Raw genomic sequence first — 20736 nt, 5'->3', positions numbered from 1 at the left:
GGTGCGGAGGGGGCAGCCGTTTGTAGTGGCGGAACGCTCACTTGAGCGCCTGGAGGGGTTGGTTGGTTACGGGCAGGCGGCATTGCGGCAGCGCTACTGGCAGGGGCTGTCAGCGGGGGCACGCTAATGGTGGCAGGGCGATCGCTCGAAAAAGTGGCAGGGGGGAATGTGGTTGGAGCCTGAACTGCCGTAGCGGGTTGGTCAGTCTGTGGTTCGGGTGTCTCCTGACGAGCAGGGACTTCGGGCGCAACAGTTGCAGAGCTAGGTACCGGGCTGGGGGCGATCGCAGGTGCCGTATCAGGGACGGTTGATTCTGCTACAGCGGTATTGGGTGGAGCCGCCTCATCCCGTACCACCGGAATTTCGATTGCATTCGGCTCTAGAGGAGGCAGATTTGTCGTCACTGAGGGAGCCGTCGGGGAAGGTGATGCAGGGGTCGTGGATTCGATCCGGGGAACCATTGGCTCAGCGGCTTGAGCAGGGGGCGACGCTGCGGCGGTAGTCGATGTATCATCCGCCAGCAGAGGACGTAAAATCCAGCGATCGCCCGCTCCACTACCACTACTGGCGCTGCCATCTGCGGCAACCCGCTGTAACTCAACCTGCCCCGGAGCAAACGCAACACCAGGCGCTAGCTCAATTACAATTCGTGCCAGGTCTGGTTGAAATTGGGCAATGCGAATTTGGCGTACCGCGCCGGAATAACCTTGCTCTACCGGAACAGCACCAATCTGGGTATTAGGTAAATCCAGCACAATTCGGGCTGGCTCGGCCAACAAGAAGTAACGCGGCGTTGTTCCTTCTGGAACCAGGATTTCGAGTTGCCGGGTGCCCGGGTTAAATTGCCAGTTCGTTAACGTTGCAGCCTGCCCTGCCGATGCCAGAGCCAGCAGAACTGTGGTTCCAGTTGCCAGATGCATTGCTAACGGTAGGTTAATCGATGACAAAGCTACGATTCCAACTCCAGCCCAAATCTTTCGTCCCAGTGTTGTAGTGTTCTGCATACGTCCTAATCCCACCAGCGTTTGGCGTAAATCTCCCCGTGATCCCTACTTGCAACCCTGATGCTAGATGTAGCGGTTAAACGTTCTCAACCGTCAGTATGGTGTCAAGTTTAATGAATTTAGGCTCTCATCATCAAAAAGTTAACCCAATGTGATTGAACCAGACAAGGACACTGGAACATCTGCCAGCCGTCGATGCCGTGAATTCGGCAACTCCTACCAACCGATGAAGATGCATCCATTTGGGTAAACAGAGTCAGGAAAGATGATCAAGTAACCTAACGCTTTCCAACCCTCTGTGAATGCCGATCGCTCGATCGCTTTGATGTGCGCTGCAACGTCTGGAATCGCTGCCTCAACCCATCCAGATTGGCAACATGCTGGCCATAGCGCCAACGAACGTATGCCTGGGCAATTTCTTCGATAATCTCAGCATGGGCAGCATCATAGTGGCTCTCTAACTGCTGAGCATACTCCAGCGGGGTTTGAAACGGTGCCTTATGAAAGCCTTGATCTGCTAACCAATGCAGCATGTGTTGATACAGCGCCTCCATCGCTGGCAGACGGGCAAGCCACCAGCGATAGCGCCAGCTCTGCCAACTGTTCCAGCCTAACCATCCCAGAAATCCCAAACTGGTAATCAATCCCAGTGCTGCCAGTATTCCCCTCCAGCCGTTTGAAAACAGAGAAACCAGAAAGGCGATCGCCCCACCCAAGCCAGCCGCAAGGCGTTCCAACAGGAAACTAAGAACTCCTGTTACGGGAGATGGCAACCAACCTGCAATCCAGTGCCAAAATTGTCGCAGGACGCTAAAAACACGCGAGTCTTCAACCGAGACGGGTTCCACCTCATGTCCAGGAATCGCGTCAAACGAGAGCCAGCCGTATCGGTTAAAGTACACCTCAGTCATGGCATAGGCATCCGTATTTCGCACCACATAAAATCCTGTAAACGGATTGAATTCGCCTGAGCCAAATCCGACCACTAGCCGCGCTGGAATCCCGATCGATCGCAACATCATGGTTAATGTTGTCGCAAAGTGGTCAGGGTAGCCTCCCTTCGCCTTAAACAAGAAGGTGTCTACTAAATCCTCGTCTTCTTCTAGAAAGCCTAAATCAGACTGAACCGTATAATTTTGTTTGAGATATTGGGCCAGATATAGCGCTTGCTCGGATGGTGCGGTGGGTTGGGTTGGAGCCGCTGCCAAAATGTCGTTCGTCGTTTGCCGCAGGCGATCGGTCAACGCATCAGGAATTTGTAAGTAGTAGTCGCGAATGTTAGGGGGATAGGTCTGGGTCGATTGCCGTAGCCGAGTTCGATCGCGGTAGGGCACCTGAGAGACGACGGTGTAGGTCAATCCTTCCGATAAGGGAATGGGCGATCGCAACCCCCCTTCCAAATCTCGCGCCACCTCTCGCGTCGGAAAGTACAGTTCCTTCGGTTCATATAGTGCTGGAATTAGATTCGGCAAATCAGCCGTGACCGTATAAGACTGAACCACCTCTCGCGTTCGGTTAAACGTTAACAGCAGAGGCAAATTAAAGCGGTAGCTCCAACTGGGTCGATTCAGCTTTTGGATCTGCGCCTCGTCATTGCGCGACACTTCCCATCCTTGCCCGTTGTAGCGATCGAAGGCCATGACGCGCCAGAAGCCAGGAGCCTGAGATCGAATTCGCATCACCACCTTCGGCTGCATCTCACCCCGCAGGTTCTGGTTGATGCGATCGTTGAAGCCATAGTAAACATTGGCATCCAATTGACCGGGGCCACGCTCAACATTTCCACCCGATCCAGAGCTGCTTCCAGTGCCCGTTTTGCCCTCTCGAACATAGCCAGAGTTAATAATGGTCGAACCGTCAAACTGCCCTTCAAACTCAATTGGGCTACTGACCGGAAAGGTACGGAGTTGATATCCCGGAAAGCGGGGCAGTACTGCAAAAATGGTCAGCCCTAATCCCACCGTAATCAGCAAAACAACGCCTAGCCGCTTTAGCGATAGACCCGCACTAACCTCCTGAACTCGTTGGGACAGTAACCCCAAACGAGAGCGATAATCTAAAACCAGTGCTGGCAGACCGATCGCCAGAAACAGCAGCAGCATCGGCGCAAACGCCAGAGTCTGGCTAATCGTTGCCGCTACTCCTAACAAAATCAGCCCAATCACAATCGAGTATCCCAGGTCTTTGCGGCGTGGCAAATCAAAACTGTGGAACACCTGAAGCTGAATCAACAGCGCGGCCAATACCAGTCGCGTGTCGTTTTCCTGGTTAATCAGGCTCATTAAAAAAATCGCCAGTGCAACAAGCATGGCGATCGCAATACAAAACTTTACTGGAATGTTGCGGCTATAGCGGCGAAACCAGCTCCAGCTTGCTCCCACCGCACTCACTGGCACAGCCCATACGCTAATACCAAGCGGATCAGCAATATCGGCAGCGGCAATATCTGTGGCGATAATGCCCACACTGACCAATGCTTGGACAAGCACCCTTAGTAAGAGGGAGTCCTCTGGCTGAGGCGACGGTATCGTCTCAAACTGCTGCCGCAATTTCTTAAAGACAGAAGCGAACGAACGATGCGGTTCAATGGAGCGATTCGACATACAGGAAAGGAATTTTGGAGCTAGAACTCAGCCAATCCAGGATCATACTGGTTAATTAGTATGCCCTACTTCCTGATTTCTAGCTCCAAACTCCCAACTCTAGCCAAGCTTTGAAAGCGCTTTTTAAGTTAACGGGCTTTTATCAAAGATCGACTAGTCTGGTTCAAACTCCGATTGAATCGCAAAGATTATCGGGGGATGATCAACATCCCTAAGCTGAACCTCAAGTGAATAAATTCGATAAGGGTCTGGATTAAACAGTTCTACACTGACATAACCTGGCGTGGCTCGCTGGGCAGCAGATTGCGCTTCCTGATTCTGAAAACGAATGCTGCCTTCGCAAGGGAGCTGCCCCTGAACCCTCAATCGGCGAACCGACTGGGGTTGATATTCAATCTCCAGCGTCAGTAGCCCTGCTTCTGTTTGCCAGCAACGTTCTGCTTTCGGCTGGTTTGGCGATACGGTTAGCGTCAGAGAATTTAAAATCTCCTTAGCTGCAATCAGCGATAACGCCATTTGTTGAGCGGTGGTTGCCGACTCATAGTGTCCAGGAAAATCAGCGGTGCCCAGGCGAGATTGCGTTGCTGAAGCACCAGAACGTGAAGGAGACGCCATTACGTAACCGGCCAACTGGTTGAGAGCAGCATCTTGCCCCGGAAACAAGGCTTCTACTGCTCGAACCAATTTTGCGCCTTCGCGCAACGACGACTCAACCACAGATTGACACTGTTCAAACAAATTCAGCAGCAATGCTTCCGGCATCGGCACAGGAAGATTCAAATTTTGCAATTGAATAGTCCAGAGCTTGCCGGGAACTATCTCGGGGGTCGCCCAGTCAGGGCGTTCAGAACTGTAATCGTAAACCTCTGATTCCCAGGGGAACAGAGGCGGGTTGCGTTCGATCTCAGCGCGGAGTCGACGCTTAAGTAATGCATAGAAACGTTCTTGCACGGCAGGTGTATCTCCAAGTTCTAGGAATGTACCTTCCTGAAACGGAAAGTGGCTCAATCGATCGAGGTCATGAGGTATGACCTCAACCTCGTCTAAATTGAGCGAGTCCAGGTCATACCACTGCAAGTCCGACGATCCAAACTCATCTGGTCCAGCCAAACGGCTGGAGTGTTTCCCTGATGGCGCTGAAACAGTTTGGTTCGGATCTTGCAATAGCCAAGCCAAAAAAGCGTTTATGGCTTCTGGATACCTATTCATCGGTTGTTGTCCCTGCTCCGGATACTAAATTGTTGCGAATTTCCCAAGCTTGCTCTAATAATTTTGACCACTGCTTCTGAACTTGAGTTGCAGTGCAGCCCAACGCTTGAGAAATGACGGCTTCAGGCACCCCTTCCTGTTTAAGATGGAGCAGTTTGACTTGTTGCGGGTTAATGCGCGAATGAAGAAACTGCCACTGGCGTGGCGTTAAACCAAAATTACGCTCTAAATCCGCTTCTAGCCATTGATGCACCAGTTCCCAATGGTGGGACAACGCAAACCGAATTAGATGGTACTTGAACCGCTGCTGCAAGTAATCTCTCTGTCGGGGGGTAAGCCCTAAAATAGATTCGATTTCACTGGCGGGTAAGTCTTGTAGCCGTAGCGCGAAATAGTCGGCACAATCTTGCTGTTGACGCTCTTCCAAGTAGCCCATCAATTCATGCACAACGGCATGACGAAGGGCATCTTCTTCTAGTTCTGGCTCCAGCGCCACCATTTGCTCACGCACTTGCTGCACGGGAGCCGAGTTGCGGCTGTAGTCAGATTCGCCAGAAGCGCTCTCTGCGGCTTGCTCCATGTCCACGCTGGTTTCAGGTGGTTGCTGTTGAGAGAACGTTTGTGCTCGCAAAATAATGAGCTGTTGACTTCGCCGTCCCGGTAGGGGAATACGACGTTTGCCGTATCGTTCAGCAAACGCCATGTACTCTGCTAATTCCAACAACGTTCGGGGATGGTAGTTGGTTGGCAGTTGATTTTCACGACGAAATGCGTTGAACGCCTCGATGTAGAAGCCTTGCAAGAAGTCTTCTATAAGTGACAATCGAGCTTGATAGCTAGACTGCACCTGGGGTGGTGTAATGTAACGGTAAACAACAGCACTCAGTGTGCTATGTAATTCTACCCTTCCCCGATGGGAACCGAGCTGGTAATACTTGAAACATAGCTTGAGTCGGTGACGAGCGAGGGTGGTAGACCAGGTGTCTACTTCACCAGATGATTGAATACGCTTACTCTCAGAACAGATTCGAGTCACTTCGCTCGCTAAACGAGCAGCAACATCTCGACAGTTCTGTTCTGAAGCCTGGGTGGACTGCTTGAGTTCTTGAAGTAACAGCTGAAAAATCGCCTCCACGCTTGGGTACGATCTCCCCTGATGGTGAATGGTCGCTACAAAGTTAGCACACTCAGATGCAAGCCACCACATTTCATCAATTCTTACAAAAGACTTTTGAAGTAATGGGCTCTAATGTGAAATTTGTGCGTTGATTCCTTAAAGCAGGATCTTGCACTTAAGTATAAACACTCGGTTCCGGAGCCAGATCAAGCTGAGTGGTTCAAAATTTATCGCTAGGCAATGTCTGGTCTAGACTGAAAAGCAATTGCTGTTGCTAGTTGACGTTGTCATGAATGATTTAGACCAACAGATTCAGGTGTTGATTGACCAAGCACCGCAAGATGGCACGACTCCTGCGGCGATTGCAGCCATTGCTCCTGCGCTCAAGGCGATCGCCAATCAACTGAACCACGCCCAATACTATGTGTTGCAAACCCTGGAGCAAAATTGGGTGATGACGACACTCAGCAATCGCACGCAGCCAGATTTGGCCAAGAATGTGATCTATGCCTTTCCAACGCTAAAGGATGTGACCAGCGGGCCTCACTCCGTTAAAGATCCGCAACTGGTAGCGTTGCCCATTCCTGTGACCCATATCTTGTTTCAGCTCATTGCAATTAAGGCCGTTGATAGCGTTGTGTTTTTTGAAACGTCGGGCAACACCAACGCCGGAACCGAGGTCAACCGCGATGACCTGCAAAATCTGATCAAGCTCTACTTGCAACAGTCTCGCGACGCGACCGACCTGCCGCCCAATATTGCGTAGTTCAACCGCAAATGCCTGCGTAGTTAATGCATCTTCGTTCGCAGTTGTTTCGGTTGCTTTGCGGGAACGGCAAGGTTGACGATTAGTGAAGACGGCTAAGAACGTAGTCGGTTAGCTCAATCAGCACCTGCCGCGACTCGGAGGGAGGCAGCACTGAGATGAACTGAGCCGCAGACTGAGCGTGCTTGGCTGCTAATTCACGGGAGCGTTCAATGCCATGACCATCCTTGACGAGGGCGATCGCCTGCTCTAAATCTCCTTGCTGAGCAAACTCTCGTTCGATCAATACTTCTAAATAGGGCTTTTCTTCGAGTGCGTATAGCACGGGGGCGGTGAGATTGCCGCTCTTTAGATCAGACCCGGCAGGTTTACCCAAGGAATCAATTGAACCTGTGAAGTCGAGAATATCATCGACAATTTGAAAGGCTAAACCTAGATCCCGACCGTAATGATACAGATTGTCTGCCATTTCAGCCGAAACGCCACTTAACAATCCTGCTGATTTTGAGCTGTTGGCAATCAGCGATGCGGTTTTGTAGTAGCTTTTCTCTAAATACGCTTCGATTGATAAGTCTGTGTCAAATCGATTCAGACCCTGCTGAATTTCGCCTTCAGCCAGATCCATAATCACTTCTGACAGCAGCTTTACAACGGTTAAGTTGTCGAGGTTGGCTAAATACCAGGACGATTGAGCAAACAGAAAATCGCCCGCCAAGACAGCAACTCGGTTGCCAAAGCTGCTGTGAACCGTTGGCACACCCCGCCGTAGCTCTGATTCGTCTACAACGTCGTCATGCACCAGGCTGGCGGTATGGATCATTTCAGTGATTTCCGCTAGCCGTCGATGCTTGGATGTGATGTCTTGTTCAGGCATCGTTGCTCTGGAGATGAGAAGGACGATCGCCGGTCTCAATCGTTTTCCCCGTGCACCAAAGAGATGCTCTGCTGCGGCGTACAATATGGGATGCTTTGCACCAACTAACTGCTTCAGGTTCTCCACAAGCAAACATAGATCTGCTTCGATAGGGGAAAAGAGAGAGGTCGCTGAGGTCATGGACAGGCCGATTTTGGCGTTAAGTTACGAAATTTTACATATCCTTATTATTCATTCTAAGGTAAGCCTTCCGTATCTGCTGCATTTGAATTGAGATGATCTGGAATTAACTCTCCCATCAGGGCGATCGCCAGGGAATAGATCACCAGAATACGGCTGAGAGCGCGTTTAAAGAATGCTGAGTTGATCCTCAAGCCGTCCTCCACAGCCCCAGTATGGGGACTTGAAACAGCACTGGCACTGAAGTCGTCCCTATTGGGAACGTATGGGAACTTAAAGTTCAGGCATATCGGAAAAAGGGACGAATGCAGCACGTTTGCACGTTTATCCCCCTTAAAGCGATCGCTCTCTGTTCTCTATATATTTTCTATATAGCGGGTTGCTCAGTTTTGATTTTCAGTTTCGATTTGTAGAGTGACAAGGCAATTCTCGTAGATCTACTGACTGCCGTGACCCGTACTTAATGCGTAATAACTCGCTCGGTAATAGTACAGACGACCCGTTAACGCCGGAGATTATTTCAGGCTCGGAATTAGCCTGAGCTTATAGGTTGACCAATTTTTAGCTATGTAAACTTATCAAGACTATTGCACATTCCTGCCACAATGACCGGTTTCCTATGTTAGATTAAATATTAAGGATTTCAAAACTTCATAGGTTCAGCACAGGCAAGGTTGCGTAAGCTCCATAGGCGCTGATGTTAAGGTTCGATTCTTTGGATTTCGGATTTTGCCCTAGGGTTCAATCTGAAGCATCTAAGAGTCTCATGCCGACAAGCCTGCTTGTTTTCTAGTAAAGCAAGAGGGGTGCTGGTAGATAGCCACATTTTTGTGTTGGTCTAAAAATCAGCAAAGTCGGTGTCAGCGTTTAATGAGTCTATAGCAATTCTGGTTAGCCATTTATTGAGGTCTGAGTGACATGTTGACTTATCAGCATGCCAGACAGTTCGCATATGCATTTGTGTAGTTCTTGATGTTCTGCGCGTCTTAAGCTAGCAAACCTTGAATTGATTATTGGATTGTAATATGACTTACAACGGTGTGCCACTGATTATCCCTTTTCTGGCAACGGGCTATCTGCTGGCGGTGTATGTGCTGTTGATGTTAGTTCAACAGCGATCGCGTGCCTAGTACGGTTTAGCCCCATCTCCCCTGCCTTATTGGTGAGAGCATCAGGTAATTGATGTTCTGGTTTCACTGGTAGCGTTAACGCTGCCGACAGGGTTTTTTTCTTAAACCAGACAATAGGTTCAAGTTGCAACAGGCTTTAGCAGTCTGTTGCAATCTGGCTGAATTGGGAAAGAGAAATGACCGACAAAATTTGTTTCCGAAATTCAATGTATGCCGAAGGGGTGAGGTGTTTCTCACCCCTTTTTATTGTGCTACTCCGCCGATTCCAAAGATACCGATTGACAGGCCAATGTTCGAACATCGATCTGTTCTACAACCGGAGTACATCCTAGCCATTGCGCCGATAACTGAGCAAAATGGTTGGTGCTGCCGCTAACGCAAAACCGAGTGGGTAGGGGAGGACAGGTTTCTCTTAAGCCGAGTAAGTCTAGCTCTTGAGCCACTGCACCTACAACATGAACGGCTGGATCAACTAGCCTAACTGTAGCTGGCAGAATCGTCCTTAAAACTGGTGCCAGATGAGGATAGTGGGTGCAACCATAAACCAGCGTATCGATTTGATGATCTAGCAGCGGCGCGAGATATTCCTGGGCGACGAGATGAGTATACGGCTCAGACAATCGATTTTGTTCAATTAGCGGCACAAATTCGGGGCAGCCAATTTGCCAAACCTGAACCGTAGGATCAACCTCGGCGATCGCCCGTCGGTAAGCATTACTGGCAGCAGTGGCCGGAGTGGCAATGACCCCAATCCGCTGGCCCACCTGAACCGCAGCACGGGCACCCGGCAGAATAACACCCAAAATTGGAAAATCAAATTCTGAGCGCACCGTTTCTAGCGCCAGAGCCGAGCTGGTATTACACGCCATAACCACCATCTTGACCTGCTGTTGCTGCATCCAGGTTAAAATGTCGCGCACAAACCGCAAAATTTCGGCCTGGGAGCGAGTACCATACGGCAGCCGAGCGGTATCTGCAAAATAGAGAAGCGATTCCGTTGGTAACTGGCGGTAAAGCTCTCGCAATACCGTTAGCCCACCCACGCCGCTATCAAAAACGCCGATCCTGAACCGTTGTGGTTGATCTGGAACGGCAACGGGGGCTTGAAACGTCTGGGACGGAGCGTGGGGCAGGGTTGAACGAATCAACGGCAGGTCTACAGAGCCAGATATGGGGGGCACAGAAGCGTTAGACACAGGTTTTTGCATTCAAATCAATTACAGGTTTTGTTGAACATATTGCAGAATACCGCGAGCGATCGCGGCTGCCATCTGGTTGCGAAAAGCCGGGTCGGACAGGCGGGCGGCATCATCTCTTCCGGTGACAAATCCTACTTCTAACAGAACAGCGGGCATAGACGTGTTTCGTATCACATAGAATCTAGCTTGCCTGACGCCGCGATCGGTCATCCCGGTTCCTTGCAGAATACTACGATGAATCGTTTGAGCCAACGGCAAACCGCCACTGGAATAGTAATAGGTCTCAATGCCATTGACATCGGGTCGGCTCAGGCTAATGGCATTGGCATGAATACTAACAAACAGGTCAGCGTTTGAGCGTTCGGCAATTTGAACACGCGGTGCTAAATCTAGATCGCGTTCGTCTTGACGGGTGAGAATCGCTTGAATTCCTTGCTGTTGCAGCAATGATGCTACCTGTATCCCAATAGGTAAAACGATCTCAGTTTCTCGCAGCCCGTTGATGCCGACCGCACCGGGGTCAGGGCCACCATGACCTGGGTCGATCACCACTACGACACGGCTATTCGAAACGCCTGGGAGTGAAACGGGTGCCTGAGCGGTTGAGGGCGGTACGGCTGTGGACGTGGGAGATGGAACCGCAATGGCCGCCGATCGCTGCAATTCCAGGGCGAGCAGGGAGCCACTGGGCTGGTTTAAACTGCCAATTTGAACGCCAGTCGCGGGTTGAACCAGGACAACAACCGTATCCTCACTCTCTTGACGCAGACGTACACGCATCAGAGGACTGCCGGAATCCAGTTGAGGCCCTTCAACGCTATCGTCTAGTCGGGCGGAGGGAATAGTAATTTGGTAGGCGGCTGTGGCTCGATCCCAACCGCTAGTGTAGGTCAACGGTTGATTGGCTCTAATTAAAAGCTGTGTGTTGCCATTAGCCAGTTCAATGGCTTCAATCGTGGCTGGTTCAGCCGCCGTTGCTTCGATTTCAGGTTCGTCATCGTTGCTATCATCTTCGGTTCGGGCGATCGCACCACTGGTAGGGACAACTACAATTCCGCCAAAGTTGCTGGCTGTTGCTCGCCACTCAATTCCTGGATTGGTCAGGTCAAGCGTCAGGCGGGCAACCGGGGGAGAGGTTTCAGCCTGCGTAATCTCTAAACGACCCACTCCATTACGGTTTACGTCCAACTGGCGCTGGGTGAGTTGAGGAGAAATAGCGGTTCCAGCTAAATCGATAGTGATCTGGCGACGGTTGCGGCTGCGATCGACGTTAATAGCCGGGGCATCGCCCGTTGTCCGCAAGAAAAAGCCATCTGGCGTAACGCGCACACTTTCTAATTGCGTTGTCGCACCCGACACCGCTGGTGTATCGGCGACACTTTCAGTGGGAGGCAGGTTTGGTGAGGGCGTGTTGGCGATCGGTGGTGTGACCACAGTGGCACTAGGTTCAACTCGCTCAGGGGTGGGGAGTTGAACCGTCCATTGAGAAGGGGTTGCCCCTCGTACTTGAACCCCTTGCGGATTCAGGGTATAACCCGAATTCAGCTCAATCACAATGCGAGTCGTTTGAGCATCAAACTGCCCTACTCGCACTTCTCGAATCGCCTCCCCAACCACTTGACTCGTTCCCGGTCGCCCAAGCGTGGTTCCGGGAAGATCGATTACCAGACGAGTTGGGTCGGCAATGAGCTGGGCACGGGGTTGAACGCCACCTTCGGTTGTAAATGTGAGTTGATTGCGACTGGCATCAAACCGCCAAGATTGAAGCGTAGCGGCTTCTGCCGGAAGCGTAATCACCAGGGAACTGACACAACCCACAAGGCTGGGCACTAACCAATGAAATCTCACAGGCGCGAATTCTCCTTTTTGCTCTAGTCGAGTCGTCTAAAATGCTGGCGTTTCAGCCTGGGTTCTGAGACGCAGTGGACTGTAGATCTCTTTCCCTTGAGAATCGCCATGTGGTAGAAGCCAACCCTCATCACAGTGCCGTAGCTGACTATACAGCATCGCGCCAGGTTACGAAATATGGCGGCTCAGGTATAACCGTGCAAACACTGATTTAGGTTGACAAGCTAGCTTCACCTTTTCAGAACTCCACGCTCAAAACTGAATAACCGGCAAAGGGCACAGTCCAATTTCAAGTAGGCTCTGTTGGCAGTGAAATAATTGACCGCGATTGTGATGAATTGGAGATCGACAGTAACCAACTATGAAAGTCAAGTGTGTGTGGTGTAGCCAGGAGTAACCGGGTTAGCTATTGTGTTTCAGCGTCAGGGTACCCATGAGGCTGACTTACAGTAGAACTAGAGGGAATCCAGGCTAGAGACAGGTGAATGCTTGAGTGGGCTACGGTTATAGCTGTTGTGATATCTGCCGTTAGATTGTAGGTCAGAGTCTACACGCGACTGGACGCACCCCAGAGATCAGATGTTTCAGATCACTGAATCGTGGATCAAACGGACGTTGAATCTAAGGATTCAGATGATAAACTTCAGAACGTTCAGGTGTTTCAGTGTAAAGCTTAAGCGTCTTTGAGTCTACAATCCTGATACCGCAGATCGAAGTCTTCACACTTGTATCGTTTGTATCGTTGAATCTAGCTAAGCGACTGATGAGGCAATATGGCGATCGAGATTGAACGTAAGTTTTTGGTCACGGGCAACGATTGGCGTTCCTTATCCAAAGGCATCGTTTATCGGCAGGGATATGTTTCATCGGAGCCGGGACGCACCGTGCGCGTGCGCGTAGCAGGCGATATTGGTTATTTGACGATTAAAGGCGCAACACGCGGCGTTTCTCGCTCTGAATTTGAGTATGTTATTCCCCTGGCCGATGCAGAAGATCTGTTGGAGAACCTGTGCGATCGCCCTCTGATCGAAAAAGTTCGCTATAAAATTCCGATTGGAACCGTGGTTTGGGAAGTCGATGAATTTTTGGGTGACAATCAAGGGTTAATTGTGGCTGAAGTGGAATTAACCGCTGCCGACCAAATTATTGACCGACCGACCTGGCTTGGCGAAGAAGTGTCCCATGACGTTCGTTACTTCAACGCTAGCCTTGCCAAACATCCCTTCAGCCGTTGGTGAAGGGATTGATCCATCGTTGGAGGGTGCAAGCAGAACCACTCGCTACGCTACAACATCGCTCCAGGAAAGATAGGGCAACTGAGCCGCTGTCTTCCGAATGGCATCGGCTTGAGCGACCAGTTGTCCACAGGCATCCCAGGTGCCCGCCAGAAACATGTTTTTTGCTCCGTCGCCCATGACGATTGGCGCAGAGAAATCGCCACAGTTCACCTGCATGGTGTCTAGATTCACCTGAATCGGCACCTCTGGACTGGCCATCAACCGCTCTTGTAACTGTTTTACGGTATTGGGATCTGCGGTAACACAGGGAATGCCCATTGCTACACAGTTTCCCAAAAAGATTTCGGCAAAGCTTTCACCCACTAGAGCCTGGATGCCCCACTTGGCGATCGCCTGGGGCGCATGTTCTCGCGACGAACCGCAGCCAAAGTTACCGTTGACAACCAGAATGTTGGCACCCTGATACTGAGGCTGATCAAACGGATGCTGTCCGTGCGTTTGAGCGCGATCGTCTGCAAATACCTGTTCTCCTAAGCCATCAAAGGTAACACACCGGAGAAACCGGGCAGGAATGATGCGATCGGTGTCCACATCGTTGCCCACTAACGGAATTCCTCGACCCAAAACGGTTTTTACCTGACTCATATCAACCGGCTCCACCAATGACTGACAATGACTGAACTGAGGGACTGTGAACGAGTGCAATTGTGCAATTACTGGGAGGCCAATAAGCTGCGAACATCCGACACCTGACCTGTAATGGCCGCCGCCGCCACCATCGCGGGACTCATCAAAAGGGTTCGTCCAGACGACGATCCTTGCCGTCCTTTAAAGTTGCGGTTAGAGGAGGACGCGCTAATTTGCCGCCCCTGCAACTTATCAGGGTTCATGGCTAAACACATCGAACAACCCGGTTCGCGCCATTCAAACCCAGCATCCAGAAAAATGCGATCGAGTCCTTCGGCTTCGGCTTGCTGCTTCACCCGTTCTGAGCCAGGAACTACAAAGGCTTTGATGCCCTCCGCCACATGCCGACCTTTGGCAATTTTAGCGGCTTCTCTCAGGTCGCTGATGCGTCCATTGGTGCAGCTACCAATAAAGCAGACATCAATCTTGGTGCCCTGAATCGGGGTACCAGGGCTGAGATCCATATATTGGTAGGCTTCTTCTGCGATCGGTCGCTCTGCTGCGGGCAGGTCGTTAGGCAGCGGCACAGGCTGGTTGATAGCAATTCCTTGCCCCGGCGTAATTCCCCAGGTGACCGTTGGCGAAATCTCAGCCGCATCAAATACAACCACATCATCATAGTCAGCGTCAGCATCACTGCGAATGTGCGTCCACCACTCCACCGCTTTATCCCAACTGGCACCATGAGGTGCAAAATCTCTCCCCTTGAGATACTCAAACGTGACGGCATCGGGGTTGATATAGCCACAACGAGCGCCCCCCTCAATGGCCATATTGCAGACGGTCATGCGTTCTTCCATGCTCATCTGCTCAAAGGTGGTGCCAGCGTACTCATAGGCGTAACCTACGCCCCCTTTTACGCCCAACGTGCGAATGATGTGTAGAATTACGTCTTTGGCGTAAACACCGGGATTGAGCGTGCCGTTGACTTCAATTTTCCGCACCTTCAGCTTTGACAAAGCCAGCGTTTGCGATGCCAAAACGTCACGAACCTGGCTGGTGCCAATGCCAAAGGCGATCGCCCCAAATGCTCCGTGGGTAGACGTATGGCTATCACCGCAAGCAATGGTCATGCCCGGCTGGGTTAACCCTAATTCGGGGGCAATCACATGCACAATTCCTTGATTGCCACAGCCTACGTTGTAGAAAGTGATGTCATTGTCCTGGCAGTTTTTCTCTAACGCCTGCATCATTTCTTCGGCTAATGAATCAGCAAAGGGGCGTGCTTGATTCTCGGTGGGCACAATATGATCAACTGTGGCGATCGTGCGGTTGGGAAACAGCACCTTCAGCCCCCGTTCTCGCAGCATGGCAAAGGCTTGAGGGCTGGTGACTTCATGGATCAGGTGTAACCCAATGAATAGTTGCGTCTGCCCTGAAGCCAGCGTGCCAACGGTGTGTAAGTCCCAGACCTTATCGAACAGCGTCCCTTTGCTCATGACTGTGTGGTGTTGCTCTGTCGAAGTGTTTGAAGAGTCAGTCCACCATTTTAGCTCAGTCTGAGAACCACTACCGGAGTTGACTACATGAGGGAACAGAAGGCAACCGATTCACCCTGAGGCGATTGCCAGACCACAAAATTCGTTCGACATTCATTCACCAGAAAAAGATTGAGCCATGATTAATCCAGCATTGCAATCGAGGTCGTATGGTGTTGATTAAGTGGGCGTGGCTACGGGATACTCTCAGGTTACGCGGATCTGTCATTCCGGCTGTTTTGCCTCGATCGCTGGCGTGTGGTGGGTTTGGCGGAATGATTTCTCTGCTGCACTGGCTGGGAATGCCTGTCTCAGCTCCTCTCTTAGCCAGTTTAATTCCAAATATTGTTTTGGGATTGCTGCTAGTTTTTCGCACCAATACTGCCTACGAACGCTTCTGGGAAGGGCGAAAGATGTGGGGCAGCATCATTAACACGGTGCGAAATTTAGCCCGCCAGATTTGGACGATTGGAATTGAAGAAAACCCCGGCGATCGCCAGGACAAAAAAGCGACTCTCTATTTATTAGTGGCCTTTGCTGTTGCCACCAAGCTGCATTTGCGGCAACAGCCCGTTAATAGCGAACTAGAAACACTGCTGTCGCATTCTCGCTACAGCAAACTTAAATTGATGAATAATCCTCCATTGGAAATTGCCTTCTGGATTGAGGATTACTTGCAGCGGCAGTATCAGAGCGATCGCCTCAATGTTCATCAACGAATAGCAATGCAACAGTTGCTTAATCTATTAGTTGATCACCTGGGAAGTTGTGAACGGATTCTCAAGACTCCTATTCCAATGGCCTATGCCATTCACCTCAAACAATTATTGCTGCTGTATTGTCTGGCCTTACCGTTTCAACTGGTGAGCGGCCTACAGTGGTGGACTGGGTTAATCGTTGCTTTGGTCAGCTTCACGCTATTCGGTATCGAAGAAATTGGAGTTGAGATCGAAAACCCCTTTGGCACCGATGCAAACGACTTACCGCTGGATGCTATGTGCAGCACAATGCTACACAACATTGAAGACTTGATGATGTTGAGTCCAAGTAATTCTACTGACTCTCTACAGGAAATTAGCCATTAGCAATAGACACATAGCGGCTCGCATCACAGGCTGTGTAGCAAGCCGTAATTCAACGGACATGGGCGGTCAAGGAATGACAGACTCTCTTACCCATTTGCACATCCTACAAACTATCTTTATGAAACCGTTGCCGCCATTGAGTTACTCGCTGTCTAGCCTGTCTTAACCGCTCAGAGTCTGGCAGTGTTGGATCAAGCCCTACCGCAGAAGCGGATTGGACGTTCCAGAAATTCTGCCCCTGGGAAATTCGGATCAGAGCTTGCTCCACGGCAGTTGGCAGCGTTTCCCATTCTAGTTTGTCGTTTTTAAGCAGTTGCCGCAGTTGACGGAGTGTTTCCTGCAAAAACATGGGTTTCTGGCAATCTTCCAGCGGAGCAACCGTACGAATTGGATCGCGATTCACGGCGGCAAAGGCGTGTCGTACAGCCTGAACGATCTGCTGTTTGTACTGAGAGCGTCCCTTGCAGAGTTGATGGTCTAACCCAGACTGGCTGGTGGCATACAGCCCCGGCAACTGATTGAGGGCATAAGCCGTTAGCTCAACGTGTTTGACATACGCAGCCATTCTAGGAGGTACAGACTGGAGCTGCCGCTGCACTTCTTCTGCCACTAAAAGTTCCATTGCATTCTTGTAGATTTCCACCATAGTTGCCCTCTGCTGATTCAATTCTCTTGAGCAATAGACACCGTCTGTTATGCCTGCTTGAACTACTGACGTACATCTACTCAGTAGTATAAAGCGCTGAGTAGAGTAGTAATAGTACCCGCCTGGGGTGTCTCAGATCAGTATTCCCAGGGAGATAACCAGAATTGTTAACTTAGCGTAAACCGTCACAACGAGCGTCAAGGTTGGGTTTGATTACTCAAAAGATTTTTTCGATAGGATGAAATCCTTCTTATTTCAAACTGGATGAAATATTGGGGCAACTGAGATTAATTTACTACCGCTCAATTGCGTCAGTTCACCATTATTTCTTGCGTTAAATTTTCAATATTAGTGAGAATTAATTCTATTAAGATTGTGTTTGAACTTTGATTTGAATTAGTTGCATTTCGAGTTGAATCTAGATAGATTGAGAGATATGCTCAGGACTATATAGAGAGCAAAAAGTAGTTGCCCTCGCAGAGGAGAATAAGATTATGTCTACAACTGAAACAATGGTGCAGTCCTTTGGTCAAATTGAAGCGAATCCCATTGGGCTAGAGTTACATGTCACTACCGCAGTCTGTGAGGGGTTCAACATTGCTTTAGCTAGTTTTCAGGCATTGTATTTGCAGTATCAAAAGCATCATTTCGTCGTAGAAGGAGCTGAATTCTATCAGCTGCATGAATTTTTCCAGGAAGGCTATGAAGCTGTGCAAGAGCATGTTCACGAGATTGGTGAACGCTTGAATGGATTGGGCGGCGTTCCCGTCGCAAGCTTTACGAAACTGGCAGAGCTGTGCTGTTTTACGCCAGAATCAGACGGTGTCTATTCTTGCCGTCAAATGGTCGAACATGATTTGGTTGCAGAACAGGCCATCATCAAACTGTTGCGTCGGCAGGCGGGGCAAGCTGAGAGTTTGGGCGATCGCGCCACTCGTCATTTATATGAGCAAATTCTGCTGAAGACAGAAGATCGCGCGTTCCACCTCGATCACTTCCTGGCTCACGACAGCTTAACTCCAGCCTTTAGAATGGTAAATGGCAGTAACTAAGTGGCGTTGCCATCTCCAAACCATTGCTAAATCAAGCCTCTGCTTACCTACTGGTATCTCATGGCAGCCGTGACCCTCGGCCTCAGATCGAGGTTGAGCGGTTGCTGGGTTATTTATCTGAGCAGTTGCAAGCAAAGTACGCCAGCAGGCAAACCGAATGCATGGGTTTGCCTGCTGGCGATCGCCACCCACCCTTTCCCGTGCTAGCACCTGCTGCTGGCCTACAGGGGAGCACAACCTTGCCGATGCTTGGTTCGGCTACGTTGGAGCTGGCAGAACAGCCCTTACACCAGCAGATTCAGCAGTTTGCTCAGCGTTTTGTGTCACACCTGAGGGAAAATGAGGTTCCACTGCTCAATGCTTCGGTAGAAGTGGTGCCCCTCTTTTTGTTGCAAGGTGTGCATGTGATGGAGGATATTCCAGCAGAAGTGGCGATCGCCCAACGGGCGCTGGCAGAACAGGTAAAGGTGAACGTACGGGCGCATTTGGGAAGCTATCCCGGTCTTAAACGCCTGTTGCACGCCATCGTTGACGAGTTACCTGCCACCCACAAAATTTTATTGGCGCACGGCAGCCGCCGACCCGGTAGCAGTGAAGCGATCGAGTCGTTGGCGGCGGATGTAGGAGCCATACCAGCGTATTGGGCTGTTTCTCCCAGTGTTGATTCTCAAGTCGCCAGCCTGGTTAGTACAGGTTGCCAGCAGATTACGGTTCTGCCGTACTTCCTGTTCTCAGGGGGGATTACCGATGCGATCGCTCAACTAATGGAGCAGTTATCCCAAACCTTTCCTCACATTCAGCTTCAGTTAGCTCAGCCGTTGGGTGCCAGTCCAGCTTTGGCAAAAGTGATTACAGATAACATTTAGTCAAAGGGATGGACGATAAGGTGTGAACAATAGCCTTCGTTTGCCGTTCTGTTTTATCCATTTTTGACTGATTCTTTCTATGCAGCACTGTTCAGGCAAAGTGTATTTAGTCGGAGCTGGACCAGGCGATCCGGGCTTACTGACCCTCAAAGGAAAAGCGTTGCTAGAAAGTGCCGATGTGGTTGTGCATGATGCGCTAGTCAGCCCCATGATTTTGGCCATGATTAACCCGCAAGCGGAACAAATTGACGCGGGCAAACGGCGCGGACGGCACTCGTTAATGCAAGAGGAAATCACCCAGCTATTGATTGAAAAAGCCCAAACCCATGCGATTGTCGTTCGCCTGAAGGGTGGCGATCCCTTCATGTTTGGTCGTGGGGGAGAAGAAATGGAAGATCTGGTGCAGGCTGGAATATCAGTTGAGGTAATTCCGGGGGTGACATCAGGCATTGCGGCTCCCGCCTACGCCGGGATTCCGTTAACCCACCGTGCCCACAGTTCGTCCATTACTTTTGTTACGGGGCATGAATCGGCAGGTAAGTATCGTCCAGCGGTGAACTGGCAAGCGATCGCGCACGGGTCTGAAACCATCGTGATCTATATGGGCGTACACAATTTGCCATACATTATTAAGCAGCTACAGCAAGCAGGGATCAAACCCAGTACCCCTATTGCTCTGGTTCGCTGGGGCACCCGCCCCGAACAGGAAGAGCTGATTGGCACCCTGGAAACGATCGTGTCGCAAATTGAGTTAACCGGGTTCAGCGCTCCGGCGATCGCCGTCATTGGTTCAGTTATCAACCTGCACGCCACTCTAGAGGGCTGTCGTCCACGCTTCTAAGAGGGTGTCTGAAGAATGGCTCAACATTCTAAATTAGCCCCCTAAATCCCCCAAAATTGGGGGACTTTGAAACAGAATTGATTCGGAAGTCCCCGTTCGGCTGAGCGCTCACGTCGAAGCCAAAATTGGGGGATTAGGGGGCGGTTTGAGTTGGAGCTTAGCACTTTTGAGATATCCTCTAAAACCCAGCCAGCAAAAAGCCGCTCCAGTAGAGCGGCTTTTTGCTGGTGATGTCAGGTCAACGAACTTAGATAGCGTTACTGGTTGGCTGTTCTAACGCAGTTCACCATCCTTAATGTGGCTGCTGCCGCATAATTCCGTTGGGCTGGGCTATTTGGCGCAAACGTGGTACCCGTCTCGTTGACTGGTGACGCAACACCACAATAGGTAGACATCTGAGTGATCAGTGAATTCGCCCAGTGACCACTCGTATCTGAGAAGGCTCTCGGCTGCTGACGCGCTTCAAGGGTTGTGCTGCGTCCCTGGAGCGTTCTGGCATACTCGGCAGTTCTGCGAAGCACAGCCATCATCTCAGCTCGTGTCACTGGTTGGGTTGGGCGGAACGTGCCATCCTGGTAGCCGCTGATGATGTTGTTGTTTCGGGCAAATTGAATCTTGGCAGCACTCCAACGCGATGCGTTCACATCACTAAACGGATTCGTCGAGGTCTGAGTCGGAATCGTCACGTTGGCGTTGGGCACCTGCCGCAATGATTCTAGTACCATCGATACCAACTGTTCGCGAGTTAGCGGCGTTTGCGGGCGGAACGTGTTGTCCTCAGGGAATCCTGAAATAAACCCTAACTGTACCGCCTGCCGAATTTCACCTGCATAAATATCATTCCCAATGTCGCGGAAGCTGGTTGCTGGAGCTGGTGTGGGGCTTGGGGTCGGCGTTGGGGTCGGTGTGGGGC

Annotated in this window: 18 protein-coding genes; 6 read left to right on the top strand and 12 right to left on the bottom strand. The window is 50.7% G+C overall.

The window, feature by feature from the left end:
* The 4 genes from IQ268_RS29470 to hetZ form a co-directional block, all read right to left on the bottom strand.
* On the bottom strand, positions 1–1004 hold a 1004-nt coding region (locus IQ268_RS29470), incomplete at its 3' end, for an AMIN domain-containing protein (protein WP_193886581.1).
* Between the two features lie 278 nt (positions 1005–1282).
* On the bottom strand, positions 1283–3607 hold the full coding sequence (locus tag IQ268_RS29465; protein ID WP_193886579.1) for a DUF3488 and DUF4129 domain-containing transglutaminase family protein: 2325 nt from the start codon (positions 3605–3607) through the stop codon (positions 1283–1285).
* A 153-nt stretch (positions 3608–3760) separates the two neighbouring features.
* Entirely contained in the window at positions 3761–4816 is a 1056-nt protein-coding gene (locus tag IQ268_RS29460; RefSeq protein WP_193886577.1) for a hypothetical protein, read from the bottom strand.
* Positions 4809–6023, bottom strand: coding sequence for a heterocyst differentiation protein HetZ (gene hetZ, locus IQ268_RS29455; protein WP_193886574.1), 1215 nt, complete (start codon positions 6021–6023; stop codon positions 4809–4811). Before hetZ ends, IQ268_RS29460 begins: the two co-directional genes overlap by 8 nt.
* Positions 6024–6222: 199 nt before the next feature.
* On the opposite strand from hetZ, the gene IQ268_RS29450 reads away from it, so the two are divergent.
* A complete protein-coding gene (locus tag IQ268_RS29450) occupies positions 6223–6699 on the top strand; it encodes a hypothetical protein (RefSeq protein WP_193886573.1) in 477 nt (158 codons plus the stop codon).
* An 82-nt stretch (positions 6700–6781) separates the two neighbouring features.
* Here the strand turns inward: IQ268_RS29450 and sds are convergent, their stop codons facing one another.
* From sds to IQ268_RS29430, 4 genes are all read right to left on the bottom strand, one after another.
* Positions 6782–7753, bottom strand: coding sequence for a solanesyl diphosphate synthase (sds, locus tag IQ268_RS29445; RefSeq protein WP_193886571.1), 972 nt, complete (start codon positions 7751–7753; stop codon positions 6782–6784).
* Between the two features lie 56 nt (positions 7754–7809).
* Complete coding sequence (locus IQ268_RS29440; RefSeq protein WP_193886569.1) at positions 7810–7947, bottom strand: hypothetical protein; 138 nt, start codon at positions 7945–7947, stop codon at positions 7810–7812.
* A gap of 1187 nt (positions 7948–9134) precedes the next feature.
* A complete protein-coding gene (gene murI, locus IQ268_RS29435) occupies positions 9135–10016 on the bottom strand; it encodes a glutamate racemase (protein ID WP_228035830.1) in 882 nt (293 codons plus the stop codon).
* A gap of 84 nt (positions 10017–10100) precedes the next feature.
* Complete coding sequence (locus IQ268_RS29430) at positions 10101–11930, bottom strand: N-acetylmuramoyl-L-alanine amidase (protein ID WP_193886565.1); 1830 nt, start codon at positions 11928–11930, stop codon at positions 10101–10103.
* A gap of 773 nt (positions 11931–12703) precedes the next feature.
* Between IQ268_RS29430 and IQ268_RS29425 the strand changes: the two genes are divergently transcribed.
* Entirely contained in the window at positions 12704–13168 is a 465-nt protein-coding gene (locus IQ268_RS29425; protein WP_193886564.1) for a CYTH domain-containing protein, read from the top strand.
* A 42-nt stretch (positions 13169–13210) separates the two neighbouring features.
* Here IQ268_RS29425 and leuD read toward each other — a convergent pair whose 3' ends face one another.
* Positions 13211–13813 (bottom strand): 3-isopropylmalate dehydratase small subunit, encoded by a 603-nt coding sequence (gene leuD, locus IQ268_RS29420; protein ID WP_193886561.1) that lies wholly within the window; start codon positions 13811–13813, stop codon positions 13211–13213.
* A 68-nt stretch (positions 13814–13881) separates the two neighbouring features.
* A complete protein-coding gene (gene leuC, locus IQ268_RS29415) occupies positions 13882–15294 on the bottom strand; it encodes a 3-isopropylmalate dehydratase large subunit (RefSeq protein ID WP_193886559.1) in 1413 nt (470 codons plus the stop codon).
* Between the two features lie 209 nt (positions 15295–15503).
* Here leuC and IQ268_RS29410 point away from each other — a divergent pair, with 209 nt between their 5' ends.
* Positions 15504–16418 (top strand): bestrophin family protein, encoded by a 915-nt coding sequence (locus tag IQ268_RS29410; protein WP_193886557.1) that lies wholly within the window; start codon positions 15504–15506, stop codon positions 16416–16418.
* Positions 16419–16521: 103 nt separating this feature from the next.
* On the opposite strand, the gene IQ268_RS29405 is transcribed toward IQ268_RS29410, so the two are convergent.
* Positions 16522–17064, bottom strand: coding sequence for a late competence development ComFB family protein (locus IQ268_RS29405; protein WP_193886555.1), 543 nt, complete (start codon positions 17062–17064; stop codon positions 16522–16524).
* A 494-nt stretch (positions 17065–17558) separates the two neighbouring features.
* Between IQ268_RS29405 and IQ268_RS29400 the strand changes: the two genes are divergently transcribed.
* From IQ268_RS29400 to cobA, 3 genes are all read left to right on the top strand, one after another.
* Complete coding sequence (locus IQ268_RS29400; RefSeq protein ID WP_193886553.1) at positions 17559–18116, top strand: Dps family protein; 558 nt, start codon at positions 17559–17561, stop codon at positions 18114–18116.
* 23 nt (positions 18117–18139) lie between these two features.
* Complete coding sequence (locus IQ268_RS29395; protein WP_193886551.1) at positions 18140–18982, top strand: sirohydrochlorin chelatase; 843 nt, start codon at positions 18140–18142, stop codon at positions 18980–18982.
* Positions 18983–19061: 79 nt separating this feature from the next.
* Complete coding sequence (cobA, locus tag IQ268_RS29390; protein WP_193886549.1) at positions 19062–19823, top strand: uroporphyrinogen-III C-methyltransferase; 762 nt, start codon at positions 19062–19064, stop codon at positions 19821–19823.
* A 257-nt stretch (positions 19824–20080) separates the two neighbouring features.
* On the opposite strand, the gene IQ268_RS29385 is transcribed toward cobA, so the two are convergent.
* On the bottom strand, positions 20081–20736 hold a 656-nt coding region (locus IQ268_RS29385), incomplete at its 5' end, for an S-layer homology domain-containing protein (RefSeq protein ID WP_193886547.1).

Origin of the sequence: Oculatella sp. LEGE 06141 (genome assembly GCF_015207605.1) — a bacterium.
Lineage (GTDB): Bacteria > Cyanobacteriota > Cyanobacteriia > Elainellales > Elainellaceae > Oculatella.
The sequence above is the reverse complement of the archived record's forward strand: the minus strand, read 5'-3'. Positions and strand labels throughout refer to the sequence as shown.